Origin of the sequence: Stakelama flava, assembly GCF_019351405.1 — a bacterium.
In the GTDB taxonomy this organism is placed as follows: Bacteria; Pseudomonadota; Alphaproteobacteria; order Sphingomonadales; family Sphingomonadaceae; genus Sphingomonas; species Sphingomonas flava_A.
Window position 1 is genome coordinate 88,008 of sequence record NZ_JAHWZX010000007.1, and the last position, 23,139, is coordinate 111,146.

Annotated in this window: 22 protein-coding genes; 6 read left to right on the plus strand and 16 right to left on the minus strand. The window is 64.3% G+C overall.

Annotation, left to right across the window (positions count from 1 at the left end; genetic code table 11):
* Positions 1–32: 32 nt before the first annotated feature.
* A complete protein-coding gene (locus KY084_RS09210; protein ID WP_219238161.1) occupies positions 33–515 on the plus strand; it encodes a DUF1176 domain-containing protein in 483 nt (160 codons plus the stop codon).
* Here the strand turns inward: KY084_RS09210 and egtD are convergent.
* The 5 genes from egtD to gluQRS form a co-directional block, all read right to left on the minus strand.
* Positions 512–1,489 (minus strand): L-histidine N(alpha)-methyltransferase, encoded by a 978-nt coding sequence (egtD, locus tag KY084_RS09215; protein ID WP_219238162.1) that lies wholly within the window; start codon positions 1,487–1,489, stop codon positions 512–514. The genes KY084_RS09210 and egtD overlap by 4 nt on opposite strands.
* Before the next feature lie 7 nt (positions 1,490–1,496).
* Positions 1,497–2,756 carry an ergothioneine biosynthesis protein EgtB gene (gene egtB, locus KY084_RS09220; RefSeq protein WP_219238163.1) on the minus strand — a complete coding sequence of 420 codons (1,260 nt, stop codon included), beginning with the start codon at positions 2,754–2,756 and terminating at the stop codon, positions 1,497–1,499.
* A gap of 74 nt (positions 2,757–2,830) precedes the next feature.
* The gene (locus KY084_RS09225; protein WP_219238164.1) at positions 2,831–3,400 is read right to left on the minus strand and encodes a cob(I)yrinic acid a,c-diamide adenosyltransferase; all 570 of its coding nucleotides are present in this window, start codon (positions 3,398–3,400) and stop codon (positions 2,831–2,833) included.
* A 4-nt stretch (positions 3,401–3,404) separates the two neighbouring features.
* Positions 3,405–3,632, minus strand: a complete 228-nt coding sequence (locus KY084_RS09230; RefSeq protein WP_219238165.1) for a twin transmembrane helix small protein — start codon at positions 3,630–3,632, stop codon at positions 3,405–3,407.
* 11 nt (positions 3,633–3,643) lie between these two features.
* Positions 3,644–4,543: a tRNA glutamyl-Q(34) synthetase GluQRS gene (gene gluQRS, locus KY084_RS09235; protein WP_219238166.1), complete on the minus strand. Its 900-nt coding sequence runs from the start codon at positions 4,541–4,543 to the stop codon at positions 3,644–3,646.
* Between the two features lie 73 nt (positions 4,544–4,616).
* Between gluQRS and KY084_RS09240 the strand changes: the two genes are divergently transcribed.
* The 4 genes from KY084_RS09240 (at position 4,617) to KY084_RS09255 (ending at position 9,342) form a co-directional block, all read left to right on the plus strand.
* The gene (locus KY084_RS09240; protein WP_219238167.1) at positions 4,617–5,183 is read left to right on the plus strand and encodes an HNH endonuclease; all 567 of its coding nucleotides are present in this window, start codon (positions 4,617–4,619) and stop codon (positions 5,181–5,183) included.
* Between the two features lie 88 nt (positions 5,184–5,271).
* Entirely contained in the window at positions 5,272–7,344 is a 2,073-nt protein-coding gene (locus KY084_RS09245; RefSeq protein WP_219238168.1) for a transglycosylase domain-containing protein, read from the plus strand.
* A gap of 55 nt (positions 7,345–7,399) precedes the next feature.
* Positions 7,400–8,401, plus strand: coding sequence for a threonine aldolase family protein (locus KY084_RS09250; protein ID WP_219238169.1), 1,002 nt, complete (start codon positions 7,400–7,402; stop codon positions 8,399–8,401).
* Positions 8,398–9,342 (plus strand): DMT family transporter, encoded by a 945-nt coding sequence (locus KY084_RS09255; protein ID WP_219238170.1) that lies wholly within the window; start codon positions 8,398–8,400, stop codon positions 9,340–9,342. The genes KY084_RS09250 and KY084_RS09255 overlap by 4 nt, the downstream gene beginning before the upstream one ends.
* Here the strand turns inward: KY084_RS09255 and KY084_RS09260 are convergent.
* The gene (locus tag KY084_RS09260; protein ID WP_219238171.1) at positions 9,252–10,088 is read right to left on the minus strand and encodes a Rossmann-fold NAD(P)-binding domain-containing protein; all 837 of its coding nucleotides are present in this window, start codon (positions 10,086–10,088) and stop codon (positions 9,252–9,254) included. The two genes, KY084_RS09255 and KY084_RS09260, sit on opposite strands and share 91 nt — an antisense overlap.
* 6 nt (positions 10,089–10,094) lie before the next feature.
* A complete protein-coding gene (locus KY084_RS09265) occupies positions 10,095–11,771 on the minus strand; it encodes a M28 family metallopeptidase (RefSeq protein WP_219238172.1) in 1,677 nt (558 codons plus the stop codon).
* Between the two features lie 120 nt (positions 11,772–11,891).
* On the opposite strand from KY084_RS09265, the gene pepN reads away from it, so the two are divergent.
* Complete coding sequence (gene pepN / locus KY084_RS09270) at positions 11,892–14,480, plus strand: aminopeptidase N (protein WP_219238173.1); 2,589 nt, start codon at positions 11,892–11,894, stop codon at positions 14,478–14,480.
* Between the two features lie 27 nt (positions 14,481–14,507).
* Here the strand turns inward: pepN and KY084_RS09275 are convergent, their stop codons facing one another.
* From KY084_RS09275 to pyrE, 9 genes are all read right to left on the minus strand, one after another.
* A complete protein-coding gene (locus KY084_RS09275) occupies positions 14,508–15,692 on the minus strand; it encodes a glycosyltransferase (protein WP_219238174.1) in 1,185 nt (394 codons plus the stop codon).
* A gap of 15 nt (positions 15,693–15,707) precedes the next feature.
* Positions 15,708–16,232 carry a DUF2141 domain-containing protein gene (locus KY084_RS09280; protein WP_219238175.1) on the minus strand — a complete coding sequence of 175 codons (525 nt, stop codon included), beginning with the start codon at positions 16,230–16,232 and terminating at the stop codon, positions 15,708–15,710.
* Positions 16,229–17,170 (minus strand): hypothetical protein, encoded by a 942-nt coding sequence (locus tag KY084_RS09285; protein ID WP_219238176.1) that lies wholly within the window; start codon positions 17,168–17,170, stop codon positions 16,229–16,231. Before KY084_RS09285 ends, KY084_RS09280 begins: the two co-directional genes overlap by 4 nt.
* Positions 17,171–17,306: 136 nt before the next feature.
* Positions 17,307–19,379 carry a TonB-dependent receptor gene (locus KY084_RS09290; RefSeq protein ID WP_219238177.1) on the minus strand — a complete coding sequence of 691 codons (2,073 nt, stop codon included), beginning with the start codon at positions 19,377–19,379 and terminating at the stop codon, positions 17,307–17,309.
* Between the two features lie 16 nt (positions 19,380–19,395).
* Complete coding sequence (locus KY084_RS09295) at positions 19,396–20,493, minus strand: AI-2E family transporter (RefSeq protein ID WP_219238178.1); 1,098 nt, start codon at positions 20,491–20,493, stop codon at positions 19,396–19,398.
* Positions 20,494–20,495: 2 nt separating this feature from the next.
* On the minus strand, positions 20,496–21,389 hold the full coding sequence (lepB, locus tag KY084_RS09300; protein ID WP_219238179.1) for a signal peptidase I: 894 nt from the start codon (positions 21,387–21,389) through the stop codon (positions 20,496–20,498).
* 4 nt (positions 21,390–21,393) lie between these two features.
* Positions 21,394–21,807 (minus strand): holo-ACP synthase, encoded by a 414-nt coding sequence (gene acpS / locus KY084_RS09305; RefSeq protein WP_219238180.1) that lies wholly within the window; start codon positions 21,805–21,807, stop codon positions 21,394–21,396.
* On the minus strand, positions 21,804–22,532 hold the full coding sequence (locus KY084_RS09310) for a pyridoxine 5'-phosphate synthase (protein ID WP_219238181.1): 729 nt from the start codon (positions 22,530–22,532) through the stop codon (positions 21,804–21,806). The genes acpS and KY084_RS09310 overlap by 4 nt, the downstream gene beginning before the upstream one ends.
* A complete protein-coding gene (pyrE, locus tag KY084_RS09315) occupies positions 22,529–23,113 on the minus strand; it encodes an orotate phosphoribosyltransferase (protein WP_219238249.1) in 585 nt (194 codons plus the stop codon). Before pyrE ends, KY084_RS09310 begins: the two co-directional genes overlap by 4 nt.
* Positions 23,114–23,139 lie beyond the last annotated feature (26 nt).

Sequence of the window (23,139 nt, forward strand, 5' to 3'; positions counted from 1 at the left end):
CTTTTTCAGCGCCTCTACCGCGCAAAGCAGTTATGCGCTACATTCGTGTCATGATCGCGTTGGCCGCTCTTGCCCTGATGTCCTTTTCGCAGCCTGCCGAGGTGCGTTCTTTCGGGTCGTGGACGGTAAGCTGCAACGACCGGATGCGCTGCGTCGCGATGGAAACCGCGGTGCCCGCCGGGAAGGGAAGCCTGACCCGCGCATCGATGCGGATCACACGCGATGGCGCCGGTGGCAGGACCACTGTCGAGATATGGCCCGATCATCCCGTGGCGAAGCCGGTAACGATCAGCATGGGGCGCGCCGTGGTCTATCGCGGGCGGGTGCGCGGCGACGTGGTTCGCCTGATCGGCGAAGATGCCGAGCGCGCCGCGCACGCGGCGACTAGCGGACCTGATCGGTCGTTCGTGATCCGCACACATGACGGCGGATATGTCGGCAAGGTCGCGCTTAGTGGTCTGGAAGAGGCAATGCGCTATATGGATCAGGTCCAGGGCCGTTCCGCCATCGGTTAGGGCGCCGCGCGCACCGACCGAGCTTCGGCCAGGATCAGCGCGAAACTATCGTCGTCGTCGGTCCATTCGGCGACCGGCGTCCATCCACCCGAACGCAGCAGCAACCGTGCGCCCGACGGCGTGTATTTGTGGCTGTTCTCGGTATGGATGGTTTCGCCCTTCGCCAGGTCGAAAGGACGGCCGTTGACGGTAAACGCAATGTCGCGTTGCGCCTCCAAATGCATTTCGATCCGTTCGATATCGGCGTTCCATACCGATTTGTGTCGAAACGCATCGACCGGAATATCCGCGTCCAGCTCCCGATTGATCCGGTCGAGCAGGTTCAGGTTGAATGCCGCCGTTACGCCTTGCGCATCGTCATAGGCGGGAACCAGGATTTCCGGGTCCTTCACCCGGTCGATCCCGATCAGCAGATATGCCCCCTCGCCCAGCGAATGCCGCATCGCCCGCAACAGGTCTACCGCGGCGAGCGCGGTCATGTTGCCGATGGTCGATCCGGGAAAAAAGCCAAGCTTCGGCAGCGCCGCAACCTTATCGGGAAGCGGAACCGGGTGGAGGAAATTTGCCTCCACCGGATGGACGGCAAGGCCGGGAAACTGTTCCGCAAGGTCATCCGCCGCTTCGCGCAGGAAATCGCCCGAAATGTCGATGGGGACATAAGCCGAGGGTTCGATCGCACGAAGAATTCGGGGGGTCTTTGCCGACGACCCCGACCCGAATTCGACAACCGCCCGGCCCGATCCTACGATTTCCCGCACCTGCGGACCTGCAGTGTCGAGCAGCGCGGCCTCGACACGCGTGGGGTAATATTCGGGAAGATCGGTGATCTGTTCGAACAGTTGCGACCCGCGATGATCGTAGAACCAGCGCGCCTGTATCGCCCGCGGCCGGGCGGCAAGCCCGTTCAGCACATCGGAACGAAACATGGGGTCGACCCGGCCGATCTGGCCGGCATCCTTTTCCTGTGTCAGCATTGCTAGGTCAAATATCCTTGGCCAGCCGAACGCCGGTAAACTGCCAGCGCTGATGGGGGTAGAAGAAGTTGCGATAGCTTGCCCGGGCGTGGCCGCGCGGCGTTGCGCACGATCCACCCTTCAGGACAAACTGACCGCTCATGAACTTGCCGTTATATTCGCCGACCGCGCCTTCAGCCGCGCGAAAGCCGGGATAGGGACGATAGGCGCTGCCCGTCCATTCCCACACATCGCCGAACAGGCCGCCGCCCTCGCGCGCGGGACGTGGTTCGACCGGCCCGGCGGCGTCGAGGAAATTGCCGCCGCGCGGATCGCGATCCCCGGCAAACGCCTCCCATTCCGCTTCGGTGGGAAGGCGCGCACCCGCCCAGCTGGCATAGGCATCGGCTTCATAAAAGCTCACATGCGTCACCGGCGCGGCCGGATCGATCGGCCGCCGCCCGTCCAGTCCGAAACGCGTCCACACGCCATCGCGCTGCTCCCAGTAAAGCGGGGCTGCGATCGCATTCTCGTTCACCCATGCCCACCCGTCAGACAGCCAGTGGCGCGCATCGCGATAACCGCCATCGGCGATGAATTGCGCCCATTCGCGGTTCGTGATGGTGCGATCGGCAATTGCGTGCGGGTGAAGCAGTTCGGCATGACGCGGGGTTTCGCAATCGAAAGCGAAGCCGCGACCGTCATGGCCGGTTTCGACCATGCCGCCGGGATGTTCGGCCCAGCGGATCGGGCCGGGCATGTCGACCGGCACCTTGCGCTCCGCAGGCCAGATTGCCGGCTCGATGGGATTTTGCGCGAACAGGTGCAGGATATCGGTCAGGAACAATTCCTGATGCTGCTGCTCATGATGGCAGCCGAGTTCGATAAGCGATCGAGCCGCTTCAGGCAGATCGGGAATGGCGTCGACGATCGCAGCATCGACATGGTCGCGATAGGCAAGCACTTCGTCGAGAGCGGGACGGGTTATCATTCCCCGACGCTGGCGCGAATGGCGTTCGCCCTCGGCTTCGTAATAGCTGTTGAACAGGAAGGGAAAGCGTTCGTCATAACGCGAATACCCGTTCACATGATCGCGCAGGACGAAGGTTTCGAAAAACCAGGTGACATGCGCCAGATGCCATTTCGCGGGCGAGGCATCGGGCATCGACTGCACGGTGGCGTCGGCATCGGAAAGCGGGGCGGCAAGCGCGCGGGTCAGATCGCGGACTTCGCGATAGCGCCGGTCCAGCGGTTCAGTGCGTCCACGCGTGACGGGCGTTGCTTGCATTTCCTGTCCTCTCCCTCCGCGCGGCCGGTGCCGCTAACGGTCGGGTGTTCTGATTGAGCAGCGTAGGGACACGCTCATCGCGACCCTCCGGGTATCCAAAGAACGTCGCCACCGGCCCGTTTGTTCACATATCGCGCCGCAACGAAAAGATAATCCGAAAGCCGGTTAATATAGATCAAGGCCAAGGGGTTGAGCGGCGTTTCTCGCGTCGCGCCCACCGCCACCCGTTCGGCCCGTCGCGCCGCGGCGCGCGCCACATGAAGCGCCGCCGCCGCCGGGGTCCCGCCGGGCAGGATGAAGCTTTTCAGCGGTTCGATTTCGGCGTTGATCGCATCGATCTGCGCCTCCAGCCGGTCGATTTGCGACTGGACAATGCGCAATGTCATTTCATCCGGTGCAAAGTCACTGCCTGGTGTCGCCAGATCGGCGCCAAGATCGAACAAATCATTCTGGATCGCGCGCAACGCATCGGTGAGCATCGCGTCTTTCAGCACCACGAGCGCGCTGCCGATCGAGCAATTCGCTTCATCGACCGCGCCGACCGCCTCCATGCGGATATCGGATTTCGAGATTCGCGATCCATCGGCGAGACCGGTCGTGCCGTCATCGCCGGTGCGGGTGTAGATCCGGTTCAGCCGGACCATGCGATCAGCTTCCGCCCAGCGTGACGAGCAGCAGGACGACGATCAGCACCGCGACCGCCTGAAACAGGATGCGCGCCTGCATCATCTTGTTCGATTTCAGGCTGGAAGCGCTTGGCCCGTCGCCGTGAAGCTCCTCCTCGCTTGTGCGCAAAAAGGTCACGATGCCGCGGATCAGCGCCACCACCGTCGCTATCATCGCGGCGATCAGGCACAGGATGAGAAACAACTGCATGGAATACAGTCTTACGGTGTTGTGTCCGCAATGCCAAGCGGCACCCGGCCGGCGCGCAATTCGGCGGCAACCGCCGCCCCGTCCGTCCCGGCCAGGCGAAGCGATTCCAGGCTGGGCGCGCCGTTGCGCTTGGCAAGCCGTTCTCCCCGCGCATCGGTGACGAGCGCGTGATGGTGATAGCGCGGCACCGGCAATCCCAGCAGCGCCTGGAGCAGGCGGTGAACGTGGGTGGCGGGATACAGGTCCTTGCCGCGAATGATGTCGCTCACCCCCTGAGCCGCATCATCGATCGTCACCGCCAGATGATAGCTTGCCGGCGCATCCTTGCGCGCGAGCACGACATCGCCATGCGCCTGTGGATCGGCGCGCACCCCCTGTCCGTGGTCGGTCCATTCCAGCGGCCCGGCAAGCACCGACGCCTTCGCCATGTCGAGCCGCCAGCAATGCGGCCGCGTAGCGATGCCCGCCGCGCGCGCTTCCGGCGTGAGCGAACGGCAGGTGCCTGGATAGACCGGCCCGTCCGGGCCATGGTGCGGCGCCGCCATACTTTCCGCCACCTCGCGCGCGATTTCCTTGCGCGTGCAAAAGCACGGATAGAGCAATCGCTTGTCGCGAAGCGTGTCGAGCGCTGCGTCATAGGCGGCAAGATGCTGTGACTGGAACAATACCGGCCCGTCCCATGTCAGCCCCAGCCAGCGAAGATCGGCAAGGATCGCATCGACATGCTCGCGCCGGCTGCGCGTCCCGTCGATATCCTCGATCCGCAGCACGAAACGCCCGCCGCGCGATCGCGCAAAGTCGTGCGCGGCGATTGCCGATGCGCCATGTCCGGCATGCAGTCGACCGGTCGGGCTGGGCGCGAAACGAGTGACGACAGCCACGTGTGGGTTCAAGGCTTGACCATGAGTCATGTCGGTGCTGTCATACCCGCGTAACCATGGTTCGCGAAAGGCGCATCAGGGTAAATGGCGGCAGGGAGGCCAAATGTATCATCCCGATCTGATCCGGCATCCGGACGGTTGCCCGACGCTGGTGCTGAACGCGGACTATACCCCGCTCAGCTATTATCCGTTGAGCGTGTGGCCGTGGCAGACGGCGATAAAGGCGGTCTTTCTCGAACGGGTAAACATCGTTTCCTATTATGAACGAGAGGTCCGAAGTCCCAGCGCGAGGCTGAAACTCCCTTCGGTCATCGCGCTCAAACAATATGTCAGACCCTCCGCCTTTCCCGCCTTCACCCGCTTCAACCTCTTCCTCCGCGACAAATTCGCTTGCCAATATTGCGGATCGCAGCGCGACCTGACCTTCGATCATGTCGTGCCGCGCGCCCAGGGCGGCCGCACCGCCTGGGAAAATGTCGCCACCGCCTGCGCGCCCTGCAATCTGAAAAAAGGCGGCCGCACCCCCAAACAGGCGGGCATGCCGCTTAAAATCGCGCCGATCCGGCCGACGAGCTGGCAGCTTCAGGAACATGGCCGCTCCTTCCCGCCCCATTATCTCCACGAAACCTGGCGCGACTGGCTGTATTGGGACATCGAACTGGAAGCATAGCGTCCGGTCGCAAAATGTCCGGTTCTTCCGGCTTGCCGCGACTGTCGTACATCTATAATACAGCGCGAAGAGGCTATTCGCGCCAGTGATGCGTTACGACCCCCCGGACACGGACGACCGCGATACGGACGATCCGCTTGACCTCATCGGCGGCATGCCCCCGCCCGATGACGACGGCTATTATGAAGGCGAACCACCGCGTCGCGGTTTCCGCTGGTGGCGCTGGCTGTGGCGTGGGGTTGCGCTTTGCATCGTTCTGATCGTCATCGCCATCGGCTGGCTCGCCTTTACCGCGCCATTGTCGAAGTCGCTCGAACCGCTTGCCCCGCCCTCTATCACGCTGCTTGCCGCCGACGGCACGCCGATCGCCGAGCGTGGCGCGATTATCGGCAAACCGGTTGATGCGGCGAAGCTTCCGGAAAAGGTGACCGGGGCATTTCTCGCCATCGAGGATCGGCGCTTTTACAGCCATTGGGGCATTGATCCGCGCGGCATTTTACGCGCGGCGATCCATAACAGCTTTACCGACGGATCGACCCAGGGCGGCAGCACGATCACGCAACAGCTTGCCAAGAACGCATTTCTCGACGCCGATCGAACGCTGGGTCGCAAGGTGCGCGAGGTGCTGATCAGCTTCTGGCTGGAAGCGTGGCTGAGCAAGGACGAGATACTCTCCCGCTATCTTTCCAACGTCTATTTCGGCGATAATGTCTATGGCCTGACCGCCGCCGCGCAGCATTATTTCAGCCGCGATCCGGCCGACCTCACCACCGCGCAGGCGGCGATGATCGCCGGGCTGGTAAAGGCGCCCTCGGCGCTCGACCCGACCAACAACCTGAAAGGTGCGCGCGCGCGCCAGGCGGTGGTCGTCCATGCGATGCAAGAGGCAGGCTATCTGACCAGCGCGCAAGCGGATGCGGTGCGCCCGGCAAAGTTGAAGGTGCGCAAGACGCGGCAGCTTCCCAGCGGCACCTATTTCGCCGACTGGATATTGCCGCAGGCGCGCGACCGCGCCGAAACCGACGGCGGCGACCGCACCGTGCGCACCACGCTGGAGATGCCGGTGCAAAAGGCGGCCGAAGCGGCGGTGCGCCGGGCGGGGCTGAACAAGGCGCAGGTCGCGGTTGTGGTGATGCGGCCCGACGGACGGGTGGTCGCGATGGTGGGCGGGCGCAACTATGCCAAAAGCCCGTTCAATCGCGCGGTGCAGGCACGGCGTCAGCCGGGTTCCACGTTCAAGCTGTTCGTCTATCTCGCCGCGCTGCGTTCGGGCATGTCGCCCGATTCGACGGTGCTCGACGAACCGGTGACGATCGGCAAATGGTCGCCTGAAAATGCCGATGGCGAATATAAGGGACCGATCACGCTGACCGAAGCCTTTGCCCGGTCGAGCAATGTGGCGGCGGCGCGGCTGACGAACGAGGTCGGCCCGCGCAAGGTGATCCGCGCGGCGCGCGATCTTGGCCTGACCGGCGACATTCCGGACGAAGCGTCGATCGCGCTGGGCACCTCGTCGGTTTCGCTGCTTGAACTCACCTCGGCCTTCGCCGCGGTCGCGGCCGGCGAAATGCCGGTCGAACCGCGCGGACTGGCGCCTGATCCGGACAGCGGCACGTCCTGGCTCGACCGGCTCAACCCACAGCAGCGCCCATTCGGACGGCGTGAGCTTCAGGGCCTTCGCACGCTGATGGCGGCGTCGGTCGATCACGGCACCAGCCGCCATGCCGCGCTGTCGATCCCCGCTTATGGAAAGACCGGCACGACGCAGGACAATCGCGACGGCTGGTTCATCGGCTATGCCGGGGGGCTGGTGACCGGGGTGTGGCTGGGCAATGACGACAATTCGCCCAATCCGGGGCTGGCGGGCGGCGGCCTGCCCGCACGGATATGGCGCGATGTGATGACGCATGCGCTGGACGTCGATCTCGCGCCGAAGCCGCAATCCGCGCCCGAGCCCGCCGACGACCTGCCGCCGGTCGACAATATGACCCTGCCCGACATGCCGGTGCAGATCGACGGCCAGATCGGCGGCATCGGGCTTCAACTTCAGATCGATCCCGATGGCGGGGTCCGTATCGGCCGGGGGCAGGACCGAAACCCCGCGCCGCCGCGCGCGCCCGATACCGCCGCGCCGCCGCCCGCGCGCGACGAAGATCAGTGATCGCCGCGTCATTGTCCGGTTGACTAGCGCGAGGCGCGATCCCAAGGCGCTGGGCATGCGCTTTTTCTCAGACAACGCCGCCGCCGTCTGCCCCGAAGTGATCGCCGCGCTGACCGCCGCGAATACGCTCGACACCGCCTATGACGGGGATGCGCTCAGCCGGTCGCTCGACGCGCGCTTTTCCGACCTGTTCGAAACCGATGTCCGCGCGCTGTGGGTTCCCACCGGCACCGCCGCAAACTGCCTTGCGCTCGCCGCGCTGACCCAGCCGCACGGCGCGGTGGTCTGCCACCACGAAGCGCATATCCAGCAGGATGAAGCGGGCGCGCCCGAATTCTATACCCATGGCGCAAAGCTGCTGCTCGCTGATGGTGAGGGCGCGAAGCTCACGCCGCAGACCATCGCCGCGCGGATCGATGGCATCCGCGACGATGTGCATCAGGTGCAGCCACACGCGATCTCGATAACCAATGCCACCGAATACGGGCTTGCCTATGCCCCGGTCGAAGTCGCCGCGATCGGCGCCTTGGCGAAGGAGCGCGGCCTAGGCTTTCACATGGACGGGGCGCGATTCGCCAACGCGCTGGTGCATCTGAACTGCTCGCCCGCCGACCTCACCTGGCGCGCGGGCGTCGATGCGCTCAGCTTTGGTTTCGTCAAGAATGGCGGGATGAATGCCGAAGCGCTGATCTTCTTCCGGCCCGAACTGGCCGATGCCACGCTGTATCGCCGCAAGCGCGCCGGGCTTCTCTTTTCCAAGGGCAGGTATCTCGCCGCGCAACTGCTCGCGATGCTCGATGGCGATGTGTGGCTGCGCAATGCGCGTGCCGCGAACGAAGGTGCGGCGCTGCTGGCGCGGGCGGCGGGCGACCGGCTGGTCTACCCGGTCGAGGCGAACGAGGTTTTTCTGAAGGCGAGCGCCGAGGAGGCCGCGAAACTGCGCGGGCTGGGCTTCGATTTCTACGACTGGGCGCCCGGCGAAATCCGGCTGGTGATTTCGTGGGATCAGGCGGCCGAGACGATCCGGCCGCTCGCCGAAGCGATCCGGGCCTTGTGACGGCGGACGCAACCGGCACACCGGCCGAACGCGGTGACAAGCCGAATGCGACCCGGCTCGCCGTCCTTGTCCCCTTTGCCATCGTCACACTGATCTGGGGATCGACCTGGATCGTCATTCGCGGGCAGATCGCCGTGGTGCCGCCAAGCTGGTCGGTCACCTATCGCTTTCTGGTCGCCGGCTTCGCAATGCTCGGCCTGGCGCTGTGGCGGCGTGAGCGGTTTCCCGCCGATCCCCGCGGCATCGCATTCGCCGCCGCGCTGGGACTGAGCCAGTTCTGCCTCAACTTCAATTTCGTCTACCGCGCCGAACAATATATCACGTCCGGGCTGGTCGCCGCGGTGATCGCGCTGCTGCTGGTACCCAACGCCATCCTCGCACGGATTTTCCTGGGCCAGCGCATGGGCGGACAGTTGCTCGCCGGTTCGGCGCTTGCGGTGGCCGGGGTCGGCCTGTTGTTCGTGCAGGAAGCGCGCGCCGCCGACGGATCGATAGACCAGATCTGGCTGGGCATCACCATCGCGGTCGGCGGGATGCTCGCGGCATCGGTCGCAAATGTGATGCAGGCGACTGAGCTTTCGCGCCGCTATCCGATGGTGCCGATGCTGGCGGTCGCGATGCTGATGGGGGCGGGCATGAACGGCGCGATCGCATGGACGACGCTGGGGCCGCCGATCGGCTCCGCCGCGCCGGGTTATTGGGCGGGCGTCGTCTATCTGGGCCTGTTCGCCAGCGCATTGAACTTCACACTCTATTTCAACGTCATCCGCGTGATCGGCCCGGCAAAGGCGGCCTATTCCAGCGTGCTGGTGCCGATCATCGCGATGGGTTTTTCGACCGTGTTCGAAGGCTATCGCTGGTCGGCCTTCGCCTTGTCCGGCGGCGTGCTGGCGGTAACCGGGCTGGTCGTCGCGTTAAGGGCGCGCAGGCCAAGGCGGTAGGTCGGATAGGCGGGACGCCAGCCAAGCACCCGCTTTGCCTTGCCATTCGCCACGCGCCGGTTCTCGGCATAGAAACCGCGCGCCATCGGCGACAAGTCGTCCAGACTGACGAACCGCGGCGGATCGATGCCCAGTAGCTGCGCGGCATATTCCATCACTGCGTTTTGCGGCGCTGGCTCGTCGTCGGACAGGTTATAGGCACCGGCGGGCGCATCGAACCCTGCGCGCACGCCGGCGGCGATATCGGCGACATGAATACGGCTGAACACCTGCCCCGGCGAATCGACGCGGTGCGCGCGCCCCGAAACCACCCGGTCGAGCGGCGAACGGCCGGGGCCGTAAATGCCCGGCAGGCGGAAAACCCGCGCACCGCGCGCCAGCCACGCGGCATCTGCCTCGGCGCGCGCCACCCTTCGCCCGCCGCCGGTGGGTGCGCTTTCATCGACCCATGCCCCGCCCGCATCGCCATAGACGCCGGTCGAAGACAGATAGCCGAGCCATGCCCGGCTATGGTCGATCCATTCGCCATAGGCGTTCAGCACCGGATCGACACCGTCGGCGGGCGGCACGCTGGACAGGATATGCGTCGCGCCCGCAATTTCGTGCTCCAATGCGCGGTGATCGTCGAAGCGAAGCGTGCCGTCGCGTCCGTCGCGCGTGGTTCCTGCTACCGCAGCGCCGTCCGCACGCGCATGTTCGGCGACGAAGCGCGCGCTGTAGCCCAGCCCGAAGATCAGCAGCCGCATCTCCGCCTACCGCGCGCCATAGCCATTATACAGCGTGCCGAAAAAATCGCCCTTGTTCCATGCCGGACGCTGGTCGGCATCGGCGATCTCGCGCGCGATCTGATAGTTCACGTCGACGAAGCGAACACCCTGTTTCCAGTCGACCCCGTTCCTGTCGATCTGGTCCGATGGCTTGTGATAATGGTTGGCGAAGAATTCCTCCGTCGCCGCCTTGCCCGGCCCTTTTTCGCCCGGCCATAGAAATACCGACGGTATTCCCTGCTGCACGAATCGATAATGGTCCGACCGTACGAACAGCCCCATTTCGGGCATCGGGTCGGGGGAGAAGGAAACGCCGGCATCGGCCGCCGCCTGCTTCACGATCGGCCCCAGCGAGGACCGCGCCGCGCCGAATGCGATCACATCCTCGAACGGAAAGGTGATGATCGGCATGTCGAGATTGACGTCGGCGACCAGATTTTGCTTCGGCACCGTGGGATGGTGCGCGAAATAGTCCGACCCGACGAGCCCTTTCTCCTCCGCCGTCACGGCAAGGAACAGGATAGACCGGCGCGGCGCTTTGCCCGCCGAGCGGAAACGTTTCGCCTCCTCGATCAGCGAAGCGACGCCGACCGCATTGTCCATCGCGCCGTTATAGATGGTGTCGCCCGCAGCATCGGCCTTGCCCACGCCGACATGGTCAAGATGCGCGGACAGGACAACGATCTGGTCCTTCAGCTTCGGATCGCCGCCCTCGATCAGACCCGATACATTGGCGCTTTCGATTCGCCGCCTTTCGGTTTCGACCCGCGCGTTCAACGTGGCGGGAAACGCGATCGCCCGGAACGTGCCCTTCGCAATCGAATCGTGCATTGCCTGGGGATCGACCTTGCCAGCGAGCATCAGCCGGGTCGCGGCATTGCCGCCGATCGTCCCCAGCATCGGCGTTTGCGGCGCGGCGACATGGCCGTTCCCATCTGCATCGGCCCAGGTGACCGATTCGTGCGACACATACTCTTTCATGCGTTCAAGCGAACTGCCCGGCGCCATCAGCATCACCGCGCCGACCGCGCCATGCTTCGCCGCCTCGATCAGCTTGGTCGCGGTGCTGCCGTAATGGGCGCGTTCCTCGCCATCGAACCGGTCGGGCGCGCCGCGAACAAGGGCGACGATTTTTCCCCGGACATCGACCCCGGCATAATCGTCCTGGCGATATTGCGGCGCGACGATGCCCTGACCGACAAAGACGAGCCTGCCGCTCGCTTGCGTCACATCCTTCGCGGCATTGCCCGAAGGCAGATAGTCCGCGCCATAGGTCAGCGGGATAGTCGCACCGTCCATCTCAAGCGAAAACGCCCCCTCACCCTTCGGCTTGTAGCCGATCAGGGGTACGTGCTGGAGATAGCTGCCGTCATCGCCCGCGGGTTTCAGCCCTGCGGCATAGAATTGCGCGGCGACATATTGCGCGGCGATGTCATATTCGGCGCTCCCCGCCTCTCGCCCGCGCATCGCGTCGGAGGCAAGGAACATCACATGCGCTTTCATCGCCGCCTGATCGGGCGGAAGCGGTTCGTTGACGATCGCGTTGCGCGCCCGGATTTCGGATAGCGCCTGCGCAGATGCGGCGCCGGGGGAATCGACCGTCTGCGCGGAGAGCGCGGCACCCGCGAAGAGCAACGGTAAGGGTACGAGCAAACGAAGCATCTTCATCCTTTTGTTGTAGCGCAAGCCAAGCACGGCTAGCCAAGCCGTCCGTTCGGGGTGAATGTACCTGATTTCTTACTATGTTGGGCGCGTTTGCGCCTTTGTTTATAGAGTGTTGCCATGCTCGACGTCCAAAATACAAGCCAGCCCGTCGTCACCCGCCGTGCCGATTACACCGCCCCGGCCTGGCTGGTGCCCGAAATCGCGCTCGATTTCGATCTCGATCCGCGCCGCACCCGGGTTCGCGCCCGACTGAACGTCGCGCGCAACGGCGCGCATGATGCGCCGCTGCGGCTCGACGGCGATGGCCTCGCGCCGCTGGCGGTGCGCGTCGACGGCGTCGATGCCGACTGGCGGATGGATGGCGCGACTCTGGAAATCGCGCTTTCGGGCGATGCACACGAAGTCGAAACCGAAGTGGAGATCGCGCCCGAACGCAACACCCAGCTTATGGGCCTGTACGCGTCGGGCGGCAATTTGTGCACCCAGTGCGAGGCGGAAGGGTTTCGGCGGATCACCTTCTTTCCCGACAGACCCGATGTTCTCACCCGCTATCAGGTGAAGCTTACGGCGGAAAAGGCGCGCTATCCGGTGCTGCTCGCCAATGGCGATCCCGTGGCTTCGGGCGATCTGGACGATGGCCGCCACTGGGCCGAATGGCACGATCCCTTCCCCAAGCCGTGTTACCTTTTCGCGCTGATCGCCGGCGATCTTGCCGCCAATCGCGACACCTTCACCACCCGGTCGGGCCGCGACGTGGAGGTCGCGATCTGGGTACGCGAAAGGGATCTGGCGAAGACCGACCACGCGCTCCATGCGCTCAAAACCGCCATGGCGTGGGACGAACGCGTTTATGGCCGCGAATATGATCTCGACGTGTTCAACATCGTCGCGGTCGACGATTTCAATTTCGGTGCGATGGAAAACAAGGGGCTGAATATTTTCAACAGCCGCTACATCCTTGCCGATCCCGATACGGCGACCGATCATGATTATGACGCGATCGCGGCAGTCGTAGCGCATGAATATTTCCACAACTGGTCGGGCAACCGAATCACCTGCCGCGACTGGTTCCAATTGTCGCTGAAGGAAGGCTTCACCGTCTATCGCGACCAGAAATTCTCGGCCGATCAGGGATCGGCGGCGGTCAAGCGGATCGAAGATGTCCGCACGCTGCGCGCCGCGCAATTCCCCGAAGATGCGGGGCCGCTCGCCCATCCGGTGCGCCCCGACAGCTATATCGAGATTTCGAATTTCTACACCGCCACCATCTATAACAAGGGCGCCGAGCTGATCGGCATGATGGCGACGATATTGGGCGCGGAAAAATTCCGCCGCGCGACCGATCTGTATTTCGACCGGTTCGACGGCACCGCCGCGACATGCGAGGATTTTGTGTCCTGTATGGAAGAAGCGGGCGAGGTGGACCTGACCCGTTTCCGCCGCTGGTACAGTCAGGCCGGAACCCCGCGCGTGACCGCGCGCCTGGTGCATGAGGCCGGCAGCGGACGCGCGATGCTGACCCTTCGTCAGACGATGGCGCCGACGCCGGGACAACCGGTGAAGGAACCTATGGTGGTCCCGTTGACAGTGAAACTGTTCGGTGCCGACAGCGGCAGGGAAGTTGCGCCCGAACAACTCGTGCTCCTGTCCGAACCCGAAAGCGAAATCGCGTTCGAAAGCGTCGGCGAGCGGCCGATATTATCGATCAATCGCGGCTTTTCGGCGCCCGTTGTGGTCGAAACCGATCGCAGCGCCGCCGATCTGGGGTTTCTGTCGGGCCATGACGACGATCCCTTCGCCCGGTACGAAGCGATGCAGCAGTTGATGCTCGACACGCTGGTGAGCAGCGTGCAGCGCGGGCGCGGCGACCATGCGCCGGTCATCGACGCGGTACGCCAGACACTGCTCGACGGCGACCTCGACAGCGCATTCATCGCCGAAGCGGTTCTGCTGCCGTCCGACAGTTTTATCGGCGATCAGATGGCGGTGGTCGATCCCGATGCGATCTTTCGCGCGCGCGAAGCGCTTCGCCGCGATCTGGGCCGTGAACTGGAAGGCGAATGGCGCGAAGCATATGAAGCGGCGCTCGCCAATCGGTTCGAATATTCACCGGCGGCGAAGGGCGCCCGGCGGCTGAAGAATGTCGCACTGGGCTATATCAACGCATCCGGCGCGCCCGATGCGGCGAGCCTCGCCTTCGTCCAGTTCGAGCAGGCGGACAATATGACCGACCGTCAGGGCGCGCTGGCCACGCTGGCGAGCGGCACGTCGGACAAGCGGGTCGCCGCGCTCGATATTTTTTACAACCGCTACAGTGACAATGCACTGGTGCTCGACAAATGGTTCGCCACTCAGGCGCTGTCGTCGCGCGACGATACCGCGCAGGCCGTGGAAGAACTTTCGCGGCACAAGGATTTCACGCTCGCGAACCCCAACCGCGCCCGCTCGCTGATCGGCGCATTCGCGATGAACCAGCGCGCGTTCCACGACGCGGCGGGTCGCGGCTATCGCTTCGTCGCCGACCAGTTGATCGCGCTCGACAAGCTGAACCCGCAAACCGCCGCGAAGCTGCTCCCGCCGCTTGGCCGCTGGCGCCGGTTCGACAAGGATCGCGCCGCGCTGATGCGTGCCGAGCTGGAACGGATCGTGGCAACGCCGGGCCTGTCGAAGGATATGTTCGAACAGGCATCGAAAAGCCTTGATTAAAACGCTTGGGTCAGGACGCGGTGCGCGTCAGGCGGCGCGGAACAGGCCCGGTTCGCCGCCGATCAGCGCGGTGTAACAGGCGAGCAGGTCGGCGACATGGTCGCGATCGCTGCGCACCCGGCTTGCCGCATGGCGAGCAGCGGCGCGCAGGATTGCCGGTTCGCGCGCGAACAGCCGCCTGATCGCATTCGCCGCTGAATATACGTCGCGCGCGCGGTAGGTTTCGGCATGCAGCGGATCGGCGAGTTCGAACAATCCGCCTTCGTCCGGCGCGATCAGCGGCAGGCCCGAAGCGATCGCCTCCAGCCCGACCAGTCCGAACGGTTCGGTGTCGGAACCGTGGATCAGCGCATCGCAACTCGCCATGATCCGCGCCAGCCTTGGCCGGTCATAGACCGGTCGGAACATTTTGATATGCGGGCTGCCGGCGATCCGGTTTTCCAGCCTGCCGCTGTGCATCCCCTGTCCGATCATGATCATCCCCACGGGCAGGTCCTGCCCGGCGGTTTCGACGGCATCGATGACCATGGGCCAGCGCTTTTCGGGATGGTGACGGCCCAGACCAAGCAGCAATTGCCCGTGTTCGGGCAGGTCGAGCTGCGCAAGCAGCGAACGGCGCAATCCCTCGTCGCGCAAATCGGGGGAGAAAAAACCGCGCTCGATCCCCAGTGGAACGGCGGCATGGACGGTGAGTCCCCGTGCCGAATGCCGCTTCGCCAGTGCCGGGCCGTTGGTGACGAACGCATCGAACTTTTCCAGAAAGCGCGCCATATAGCGCGTGTACCAGGAAAAGGCTGCATCGACGTCGCACGGTGCGGCAAAGCGTTCGAACCAGCGCATCGGATAAGCCGCGACATTGTCGTTGTGCGCGAAAAAGACTTTCGGCGCGCGCCCCTTCCAGTTGCCGACAATCCATCCCGGCCGCCAGGGCGAACTGGTTTCGACGATATCGGGATCGAGGTCGTCGAGCAGCGCATGAATCGGCGCTTCATGAAAGAAGAGCCGGTAATTGCCGTCAAAGACCAGCGGCGGCGATTTGACCCAGATGATCCTGCCGCCGCCAATCCTTTCTTCGACGCCATCGGCCCGGCCCGGCGCGATGACGATCAGTTCGTGCCCCATCTCGGCCAGGATGGTCATCTTGCGTTCGAGATAGGTGCGAACGCCGCCGCCGGTGGGCGAATAGAATTCGTTGACGTCGACGATGCGCATATGTCGTTCCTGCCGTCAGTCGATCGGAGCGAAACCGCCAAGCCCGCGCAGATACTGGACGCGGATATTCACGACCGTGACGCCGCTGCCCACCTTCACCAGAGCCTGTTTCAATTCCGGCTTTGACCGGCCAAGTTTGGCATTGCCCGGAAAACCCGCACCGTCTTTCCAGAAGTTGAACTTGTTGCGGTGATCGCGGTCATGGGTGAAAAGCAGCGCATAGGTTCCGGGCGCAGGCACCTTGATGCACATCGCCACCGGTCCGCTGTCGGGCATGGAGGCCCATACGCGGCGAAACACTTTTCCCTCGCGCCGAAGATCATGATCGTCGCGAAGGAAATCCTCTTCGGTCGCGGGATAAAGTTCCAGCTTCAACCGTCCGGTGCGATCCTTCAGCCCGGTGATATTGGCGCGGATCGCCGGCCCTTGCGAATTGTCGCATGCATGGTGGTCCCCGCCGATGGTCTGCGCGGCGGCGGGCGCCGCAGCCGCGACCGCAATCGTGGCCGCCGGCGCGGCAAGGATTTTCGATACGATCATGCCTCCTTCTCCACGATCCTGTGACCAGCAAAGGCGATGGTGAGCGCGATATGCAGCAACAGATATAACGCTGCGCTGAACGCGATCATGTCGGACAGCGCCTTGCCCTCGCCGATCAACATGATGGCCAGATTGGCGAACAGCAGGTCCTTGTTGGGTACCAGCGGCAATCGCGACACCAGCAGCCGCGCGGCGGACAGGAACAACCACCATCCCACCGCGATCATCGGCAGCGCGAAATGCCAGGCGACGCCAAGCGCCACCGCGCCGATGATGATGCGCGCGCAATGCATCGCGAAAATCCACCACAGGCGCCGGGACGGTAGCGAAAATACGCGCCGCGAAAACACTAGGAACGGCAGCGATACGACCAGCAGGATCAGCGCCGAACCGGCAAATTTGTTGAACTGCGAATGGGTCAGCCAGTCGCTCGACAGCGGCAGCGCGATCGCCGCCATGACGAGCGCGGTCGCGTTGCCTGCGATGCCCGACAGGATCGTCACGTCCTTGATCGCGCCGAATGGGGCGACCACCATCTTCATTCGCTGGCGCGCCCATGCGTAGAAATAGGCATCGCCCGAATAGCCGATCACCACATCGTTCGCGATCCGCTTTCGGCTTACCGCGCCCAAGCCAGCGACAAACGGTATTCCCCAAAGCTTGCGATAGATCAGATAGTCGAAGACGGGCAGCGCCATATAAGTGACGGCAAAGGCCACATAGAATAGCGGATTGGCCGGAACCGTGCGCGACAGGTCTGCCAGCCCTTCGTTGAGCAGTTCATAGGCAAGCCTCGCGACCATCAGGATGCTGAGCGCCATGCCCAACCATCGCGGCCAGCGATTGCGCAGGCGGCGCGCGGGCTCAAGCCCTGCGATGTCGCTTGCCAGTTTCGATGCCCCTTCGTCGATCGGGCGGCGGGAAGTGGGAAAGGTCACGCGATATATGGCCTTAAGGTCGGTTGCGCGGCTTTATCGGCGAAAGGCTGTCGAGAACGCCTCGTTAGAGCACAATACGGACAGGATTGTGACAAGCCGGACGTGCGGGCGAAGGAAATATCGAAGCCGGTCGGGATCAGCCGAGCGTGACGCTGATCCCCGCCCAGAGTGTCCGCGGTGTCGCCAATTCGGTAATCCCGTCGCCGTCAATCCCCGCTTCGACGCGGGTGTCGGTGATGTTCTCCCCGCGCAAACGAACCGCCACCACGTTCGAGACGGGAAACTGCACCGCGCCTGAAAGCGTAACGGCAGGGTCGAGCCGCGTGCTGTTCAGATCATCCTCGAACTGCGCACCGGTATAGCGCAGCGTGGCGGATGCGTTCAGCCCGTCCGCAGCGCCCCATCCTATCGTCGCATTGGCATGATGCCTCGCGGTTTGCGCGGGACGAAGCCCGTCGAGCGGCGCCGCCTCGCCCGTCGCATCGACGCGCGGATCGGTATAGGCATAGCCTGCATCCAGACGCCATTCGCCCAGATTGAGGTGAAGCGCCACCTCGGCCCCGGTCGTCGTTACGGCGTCGAGATTTCGCCGCTGACGATACGCACCGCCCGCACTGACATAGCCGACGCCGGGAAACGTTCCCGCCCCCTGCCCCAGAGTCACATTGGCGATCGCATCCGACAGCCGGTTGTGAAAAACCGTCGCGCTCAGCCTTGCAAAGGGTCCCGCGGCGACATCGACACCGATCTCCGCCCCGCTCAGATGCTCAGGGTCGAGCAGCGCGTTGGCCGCGGTCGCGTCCGATCCCACGCGATACGGCCGGTACAGCTCGTTCAATGTGGGCAAACGCCAGCCGCGATAGGCGGCGGCGCGCACCGTCATCAGCGGCGCGACGCGATAGGCAGCACCCAGCCGCCCCGTCACCTCGCTGCCATGGCGCGGCGCATAGCGTGCGTCGGTAATCGGCGCGCCGCCGCTGAATGCCTGTTCGAACAGGGTGCCGGTGCCGATCCGCCAGAAATCTATCCGCCCGCCCGCATCCAGCGTGAGTGGCCCCGCCTGATAGCCCAGATCGGCGAAACCGCCCAGCGTCCGGCTGGTCCCGCCCGCCCGACGGCGACGGGTGGGCGTCGTACCCGAAAAGATATAGCGCTCTTCGGTGCGGCCGGTGACATTGCGCACATCGCCACCGATGCGAAGGTTCCAGCCGCCGCCCAGCGGTGGCGCGATCTCCACGCGGCCGCCGATCCCGGTCGAGGGCACCTGATACTGGTCGAGCGCGGGTGAAGCGCTGCTCCTGTCATCGCTGACGCTGGCGAAGCCGCTGGCGAGGTTGCGCGTCTGAAGATAGGCGAGCGCCTGCCACTGCCAGTCGCCGCTTCCCACCGCACGGATGCTGGCATCGGCACCTTCGCTGCGAATGCCGGTATAGGCGGTGCCGCCCCCGCGACGATCGACGAAACCGCGCACCGATGCCTGAAGCTGCGTGGCGTCGTCGACATCGATCCCTGCGCGAAGCGAAGCATTACCCTGTTCATAATAAGCGGGAATGTCGGCGGCGCCGCGATCCTCCGGCGCGACGGGAATGAACCCGTCACCACGACGATAGCTTGCGCCATAGGCGACAAAGCCGTTGCCTGCCTCGCTTGCGCCGTACAGCGCCGTGTCGAGCGAATCGCGGCTGCCATAATCGGCGCGCGCCGTCAGCGCGGGCAGCAGATCCGGCCCCGCGCTGGTCATCTCTATCGTACCGGCAAGCGCGCCCGGCCCTTGCAAGCCGCTTCCGCCGCCACGCGTCACGCGCAGCCGGGCGAGCGTGTCGGGGAGATAGGCGGGGAACGCGACCCAGCCGCCGAACGGATCGCTTTGCGGCACCCCGTCGAGCAGTAGCAGCACCCGGCTGGACGCGTTTCCGCCCAGTCCGCGAAGCGTTACGCCCTGGCTGGTGGGATGCGCCGATTGCGAATCGGACCGGCGATAGCTTTCCAATCCGGCGACGTCGGCGAACGCTTCCTCCAATCGCCCGCTGGGCAATGTGCCCAGCCGGTCATGGTCGATCGTCAGCGTCGAATATGCCGCATCGCCCGGTGGCGGGGGCAGGCCTTCGCCCTCGACCACGATTTCCGCGCCGGGAATTGCCTGCGCCCACGCCGCGCCCGACCAGAAGTATATGGGCAGCGTGGCGAGCAGCAAGAGCCGCAATGTCATCGGATTTCCTGTGTTTTCACGTCGCCGCTGGCGGCATGCCCGGATCGGCTTCGGCACGCGCGCCGCCGCGATCGGCAAGTTCGGATTCGCGTTCGAGCATGACCTTTATCATCGCCACCATCGGATCGGCCAGCGCCAGCCCCAATATGCCGAACAGCGTGCTGGTGAGGATCTGCGCCGACAAGGTAAGCGCGGGGGGCAGATCGACCGTGCGCCGCGCCACCATCGGGATGACGACATAGCCGTCGAACGTCTGCACCCCGATATAGATGGCAATCGCCCAAAGCCCGGTATCGACGCCTGCGCTGAACCCGACCGAAACCATCAACAGGCCCGATATGAATGCGCCGATATTGGGAATGAAGGCGAGCAGCCCGGTGATGATGCCCAGCAACAGCGCCATCGGCACCCCGGCAATGGCAAGGAATATCCAGGTCAGAACGCCTTCGAACGCCATGCCGAGCAGGCGACCGGCAAGCAGGCGGCGCATCGTCTGCGCCATCCGTTTGACCGTAACCGCAAAATCGCGCCGCTTGGTCATCGGCACCAGCCATTGCAGGCCGCGATCATAGATGCGCGGCTCCATCGCGACGAAAAGGCCGATCACCAGGATCATGAACATCGTCGTCATTGCACCAACCGCGGTGCCCACCGCACTCGTCACGCGGCCGATCGATCCCATCGCCTGACGGGCAAGGCCCGCAATATCCTGCCTGCCGGGCAGGACGTCCATGCTTTCCAGCCAGCCGATGATGCGATGGGCCTGTGTGTCCAACGTGTCGCGAAGCTGGTTCGCCTGTGCCGCGATCTGCACTCCGGCAAGATAAAAGGTGCCAAGCACGAAGGCGGTGGCGAGCAGGACGACGATCAGCAGCCGAAGCCCGCGCGGAATCGGCAGCACCTTGCCCAGCAGCCGCACCCCGCCGTCGAGCATCGCGGCAAAGACCAGCGCGCCGAAAATGATCAGCAGCGGCTGGATCAGCAGGACGACGAGACCGATCCCCAGCGCGACCGAAAACCATACGACCGCCTTGCGCAATTCGGCGCGCGTCAACGGGTCGTGCATGTCGTTGGGGCCGGGTTCGTTGGTCACCAACGGTTGTTTGTCGCTCATGTTCAGTTGCCTTCAGGATGGAGCGACATTCCCGCCCGACCGGGGCGGAAGGCGTCGGGCCAGGTAAGCGGGTTCCATGTGGCGTTGCCGTCCAGCGAAAAGGTGATGAATTCCGCCCGGCCGCCGATATTTTCCCATGGCACCGGTCCGCCAAGGCCGTTCTGGGCGCGCGAAAAGCGGCTGTCGGCGCTGTTGTCGCGATTGTCGCCCATCAGGAAGACATGGCCCGGCGGCACGGTGATTTCGGAATAATCGTCGCCGATCGACGGTCCCAGATCGACCGTATCATATGATCGCCCGCCCGGCAGCGTTTCCCGATAGATGGTCAGCCTGCAATACATCGCCCCGTCCCTGCCACGCACGCGGCGTCCCGGATATTCCCGCGGGTCACAACGCGTATTGCCGTCGATCGGCACCATCCGGTCGGGCATTCGCCGCCGTTCGAGCTTTTGCCCGTTAAGGTACACCGCACCGCCCGAAAGCGAAATACGGTCCCCCGGCAGTCCGATCACCCGTTTGATATAATCGGTATGCGTGCCCGGCGGAACGGCGATCACGACATCGCCGCGCTTCGGCATGCTGCCGAACAATCGTCCGTGCAGGAACGGCAGGACGTGAAAGGTCGGCGTCACCCAGCTGAAGCCATAAGGATATTTGGTCACCACCAGCCGGTCGCCGACTTCCAGCGTGGGCAGCATCGATTCGGACGGAATGTAAAAGGGTTTGGCGACCAGACTATGAAAGCCGAGCACTGCCAGAATCAGCCAGAAGACCCCCTTGGCTTCCGCCCACCAGTCGGCGCCGGGCTTTTGCGGGTGCGCAGAGGTCTTTATCGTGCCGATCCTCGCATCGGCCGCATTGTCGCGCCTGTTCAGTACCGCTTCGTCGTCGCGCATTTCTTCAGACAGCTTCTTCGTCCCGCAATGCCTCGATAATCACGAACGCCTGCGCCCAGGGGTGATCGTCGGTCAGCGTCAAATGTATCCGTGCCTTGTGCCCGACTGGGACAAGCGCATCGAGCGCGGCCTTCGCGCCGCCCTCCAGCGCCAGTGTCGGCGCGCCGGACGGTGCGTTTACCACACCGATGTCGCGCATGAACACGCCGCGGCGAAAGCCCGTTCCCACCGCTTTCGAGAAAGCTTCCTTGGCCGCGAACCGCTTGGCGAGCGTTCCCGCGACTGTATGCGGCCGCTTCGCCGCCTTTGCCCGCTCGGTTTCGGTGAAGGCGCGGTTCATGAACCGCTCCCCGAACCGGTCGAGCGAATTCTGGATGCGGTCGATGTTGCACAGATCCGAACCGAGACCGATGATCATCGCGCCTCCTCCATCAGCGCGCGCATGTGCTTCACCACGGGGGAAAGACCATCGAAGATCGCCTGACCGATAAGGAAATGGCCGATATTCAGTTCGCGCACCTGCGGGATGGCGGCGATCGGCACGACATTGTCAAAGGTCAGGCCATGACCCGCATGCACTTCGATCGCGTTTTTCGCGGCGAGCGCGGCGGCGTCCGACAGGCGTTTCAGTTCCGCCGACTGGTCCGCCCCCGCCAGTTCGGCATACCGCCCGGTGTGCAGTTCGACGACCGGCGCGCCCAGCCGTACCGCCGCGTCGATCTGCGCCGCATCGGGTTCGATGAAAAGGCTGACCCGGATACCCGCCTCGCGCAGCGCGTCGCATAGCGGGGCGAGCCGGTCATACTGCCCCGCCGCGTCCAGCCCGCCTTCGGTCGTCAGTTCCTCGCGCTTTTCGGGCACGATGCACGCCGCGTGCGGGCCGTGCCGAAGCGCGATGGCGAGCATTTCTTCCGTCGCCGCCATTTCCAGATTGAGCGGAATGGTGAGTTCGTTCGACAGTCGCGCGATATCGGCATCGGTGATGTGGCGACGATCCTCGCGCAGATGGGCGGTGATCCCGTCCGCGCCCGCTTCCGCCGCCAGCAGCGCAGCGCGCACCGGATCGGGATAGCCCGATCCGCGCGCGTTGCGCACGGTCGCGACATGATCGATATTGACGCCGAGACGCAGTTTCGCGCTCATATCGCTGCCCTGCTGCCCGGTTTGACCGCCGGTATCGCCGCGAGTTCGGGCGGCAGCGCGTCGGGCTGATAACTCGGCACGTCCAGCCGGATGAGCGGGAAGAACGGCATGGCGAATTGCGCAGCGCCGCCCGACCGGTCGACAAGCGAAGCCGCGGCGATCACCGTGCCGCCCGCCGCCTCGATCGCGGCGATCGCTTCGCGCGAGGACAGTCCGGTGGTGACCACATCCTCCATCATCAGCACCTCCTGCCCGGGTTCGAGGCGGAAGCCGCGGCGAAGTTCGAACGTGCCGGTGGGGCGTTCGACGAACATCGCATCGACATTCAGCGCGCGCGCCACTTCCTGCCCGGCGATCACGCCGCCCATGGCGGGCGACACGACGGCGCTGATCCGCGCTTTAAGCTCTGCCGGAATCCGCGCCACCAATTCGTCGGCGAGTCGCATCGCGCGCGCCGGATTCATGAGAACGCGTGCGCATTGCAAGTAACGCGAACTGCGAAGACCGGAAGAAAGGATGAAATGCCCTTCAAGCAGCGCATCGGCGCTTCGGAATTCCGCCAGAATCTGCTCGTCGGTCATCATGTACTCATCCTCGCAATTAGCTG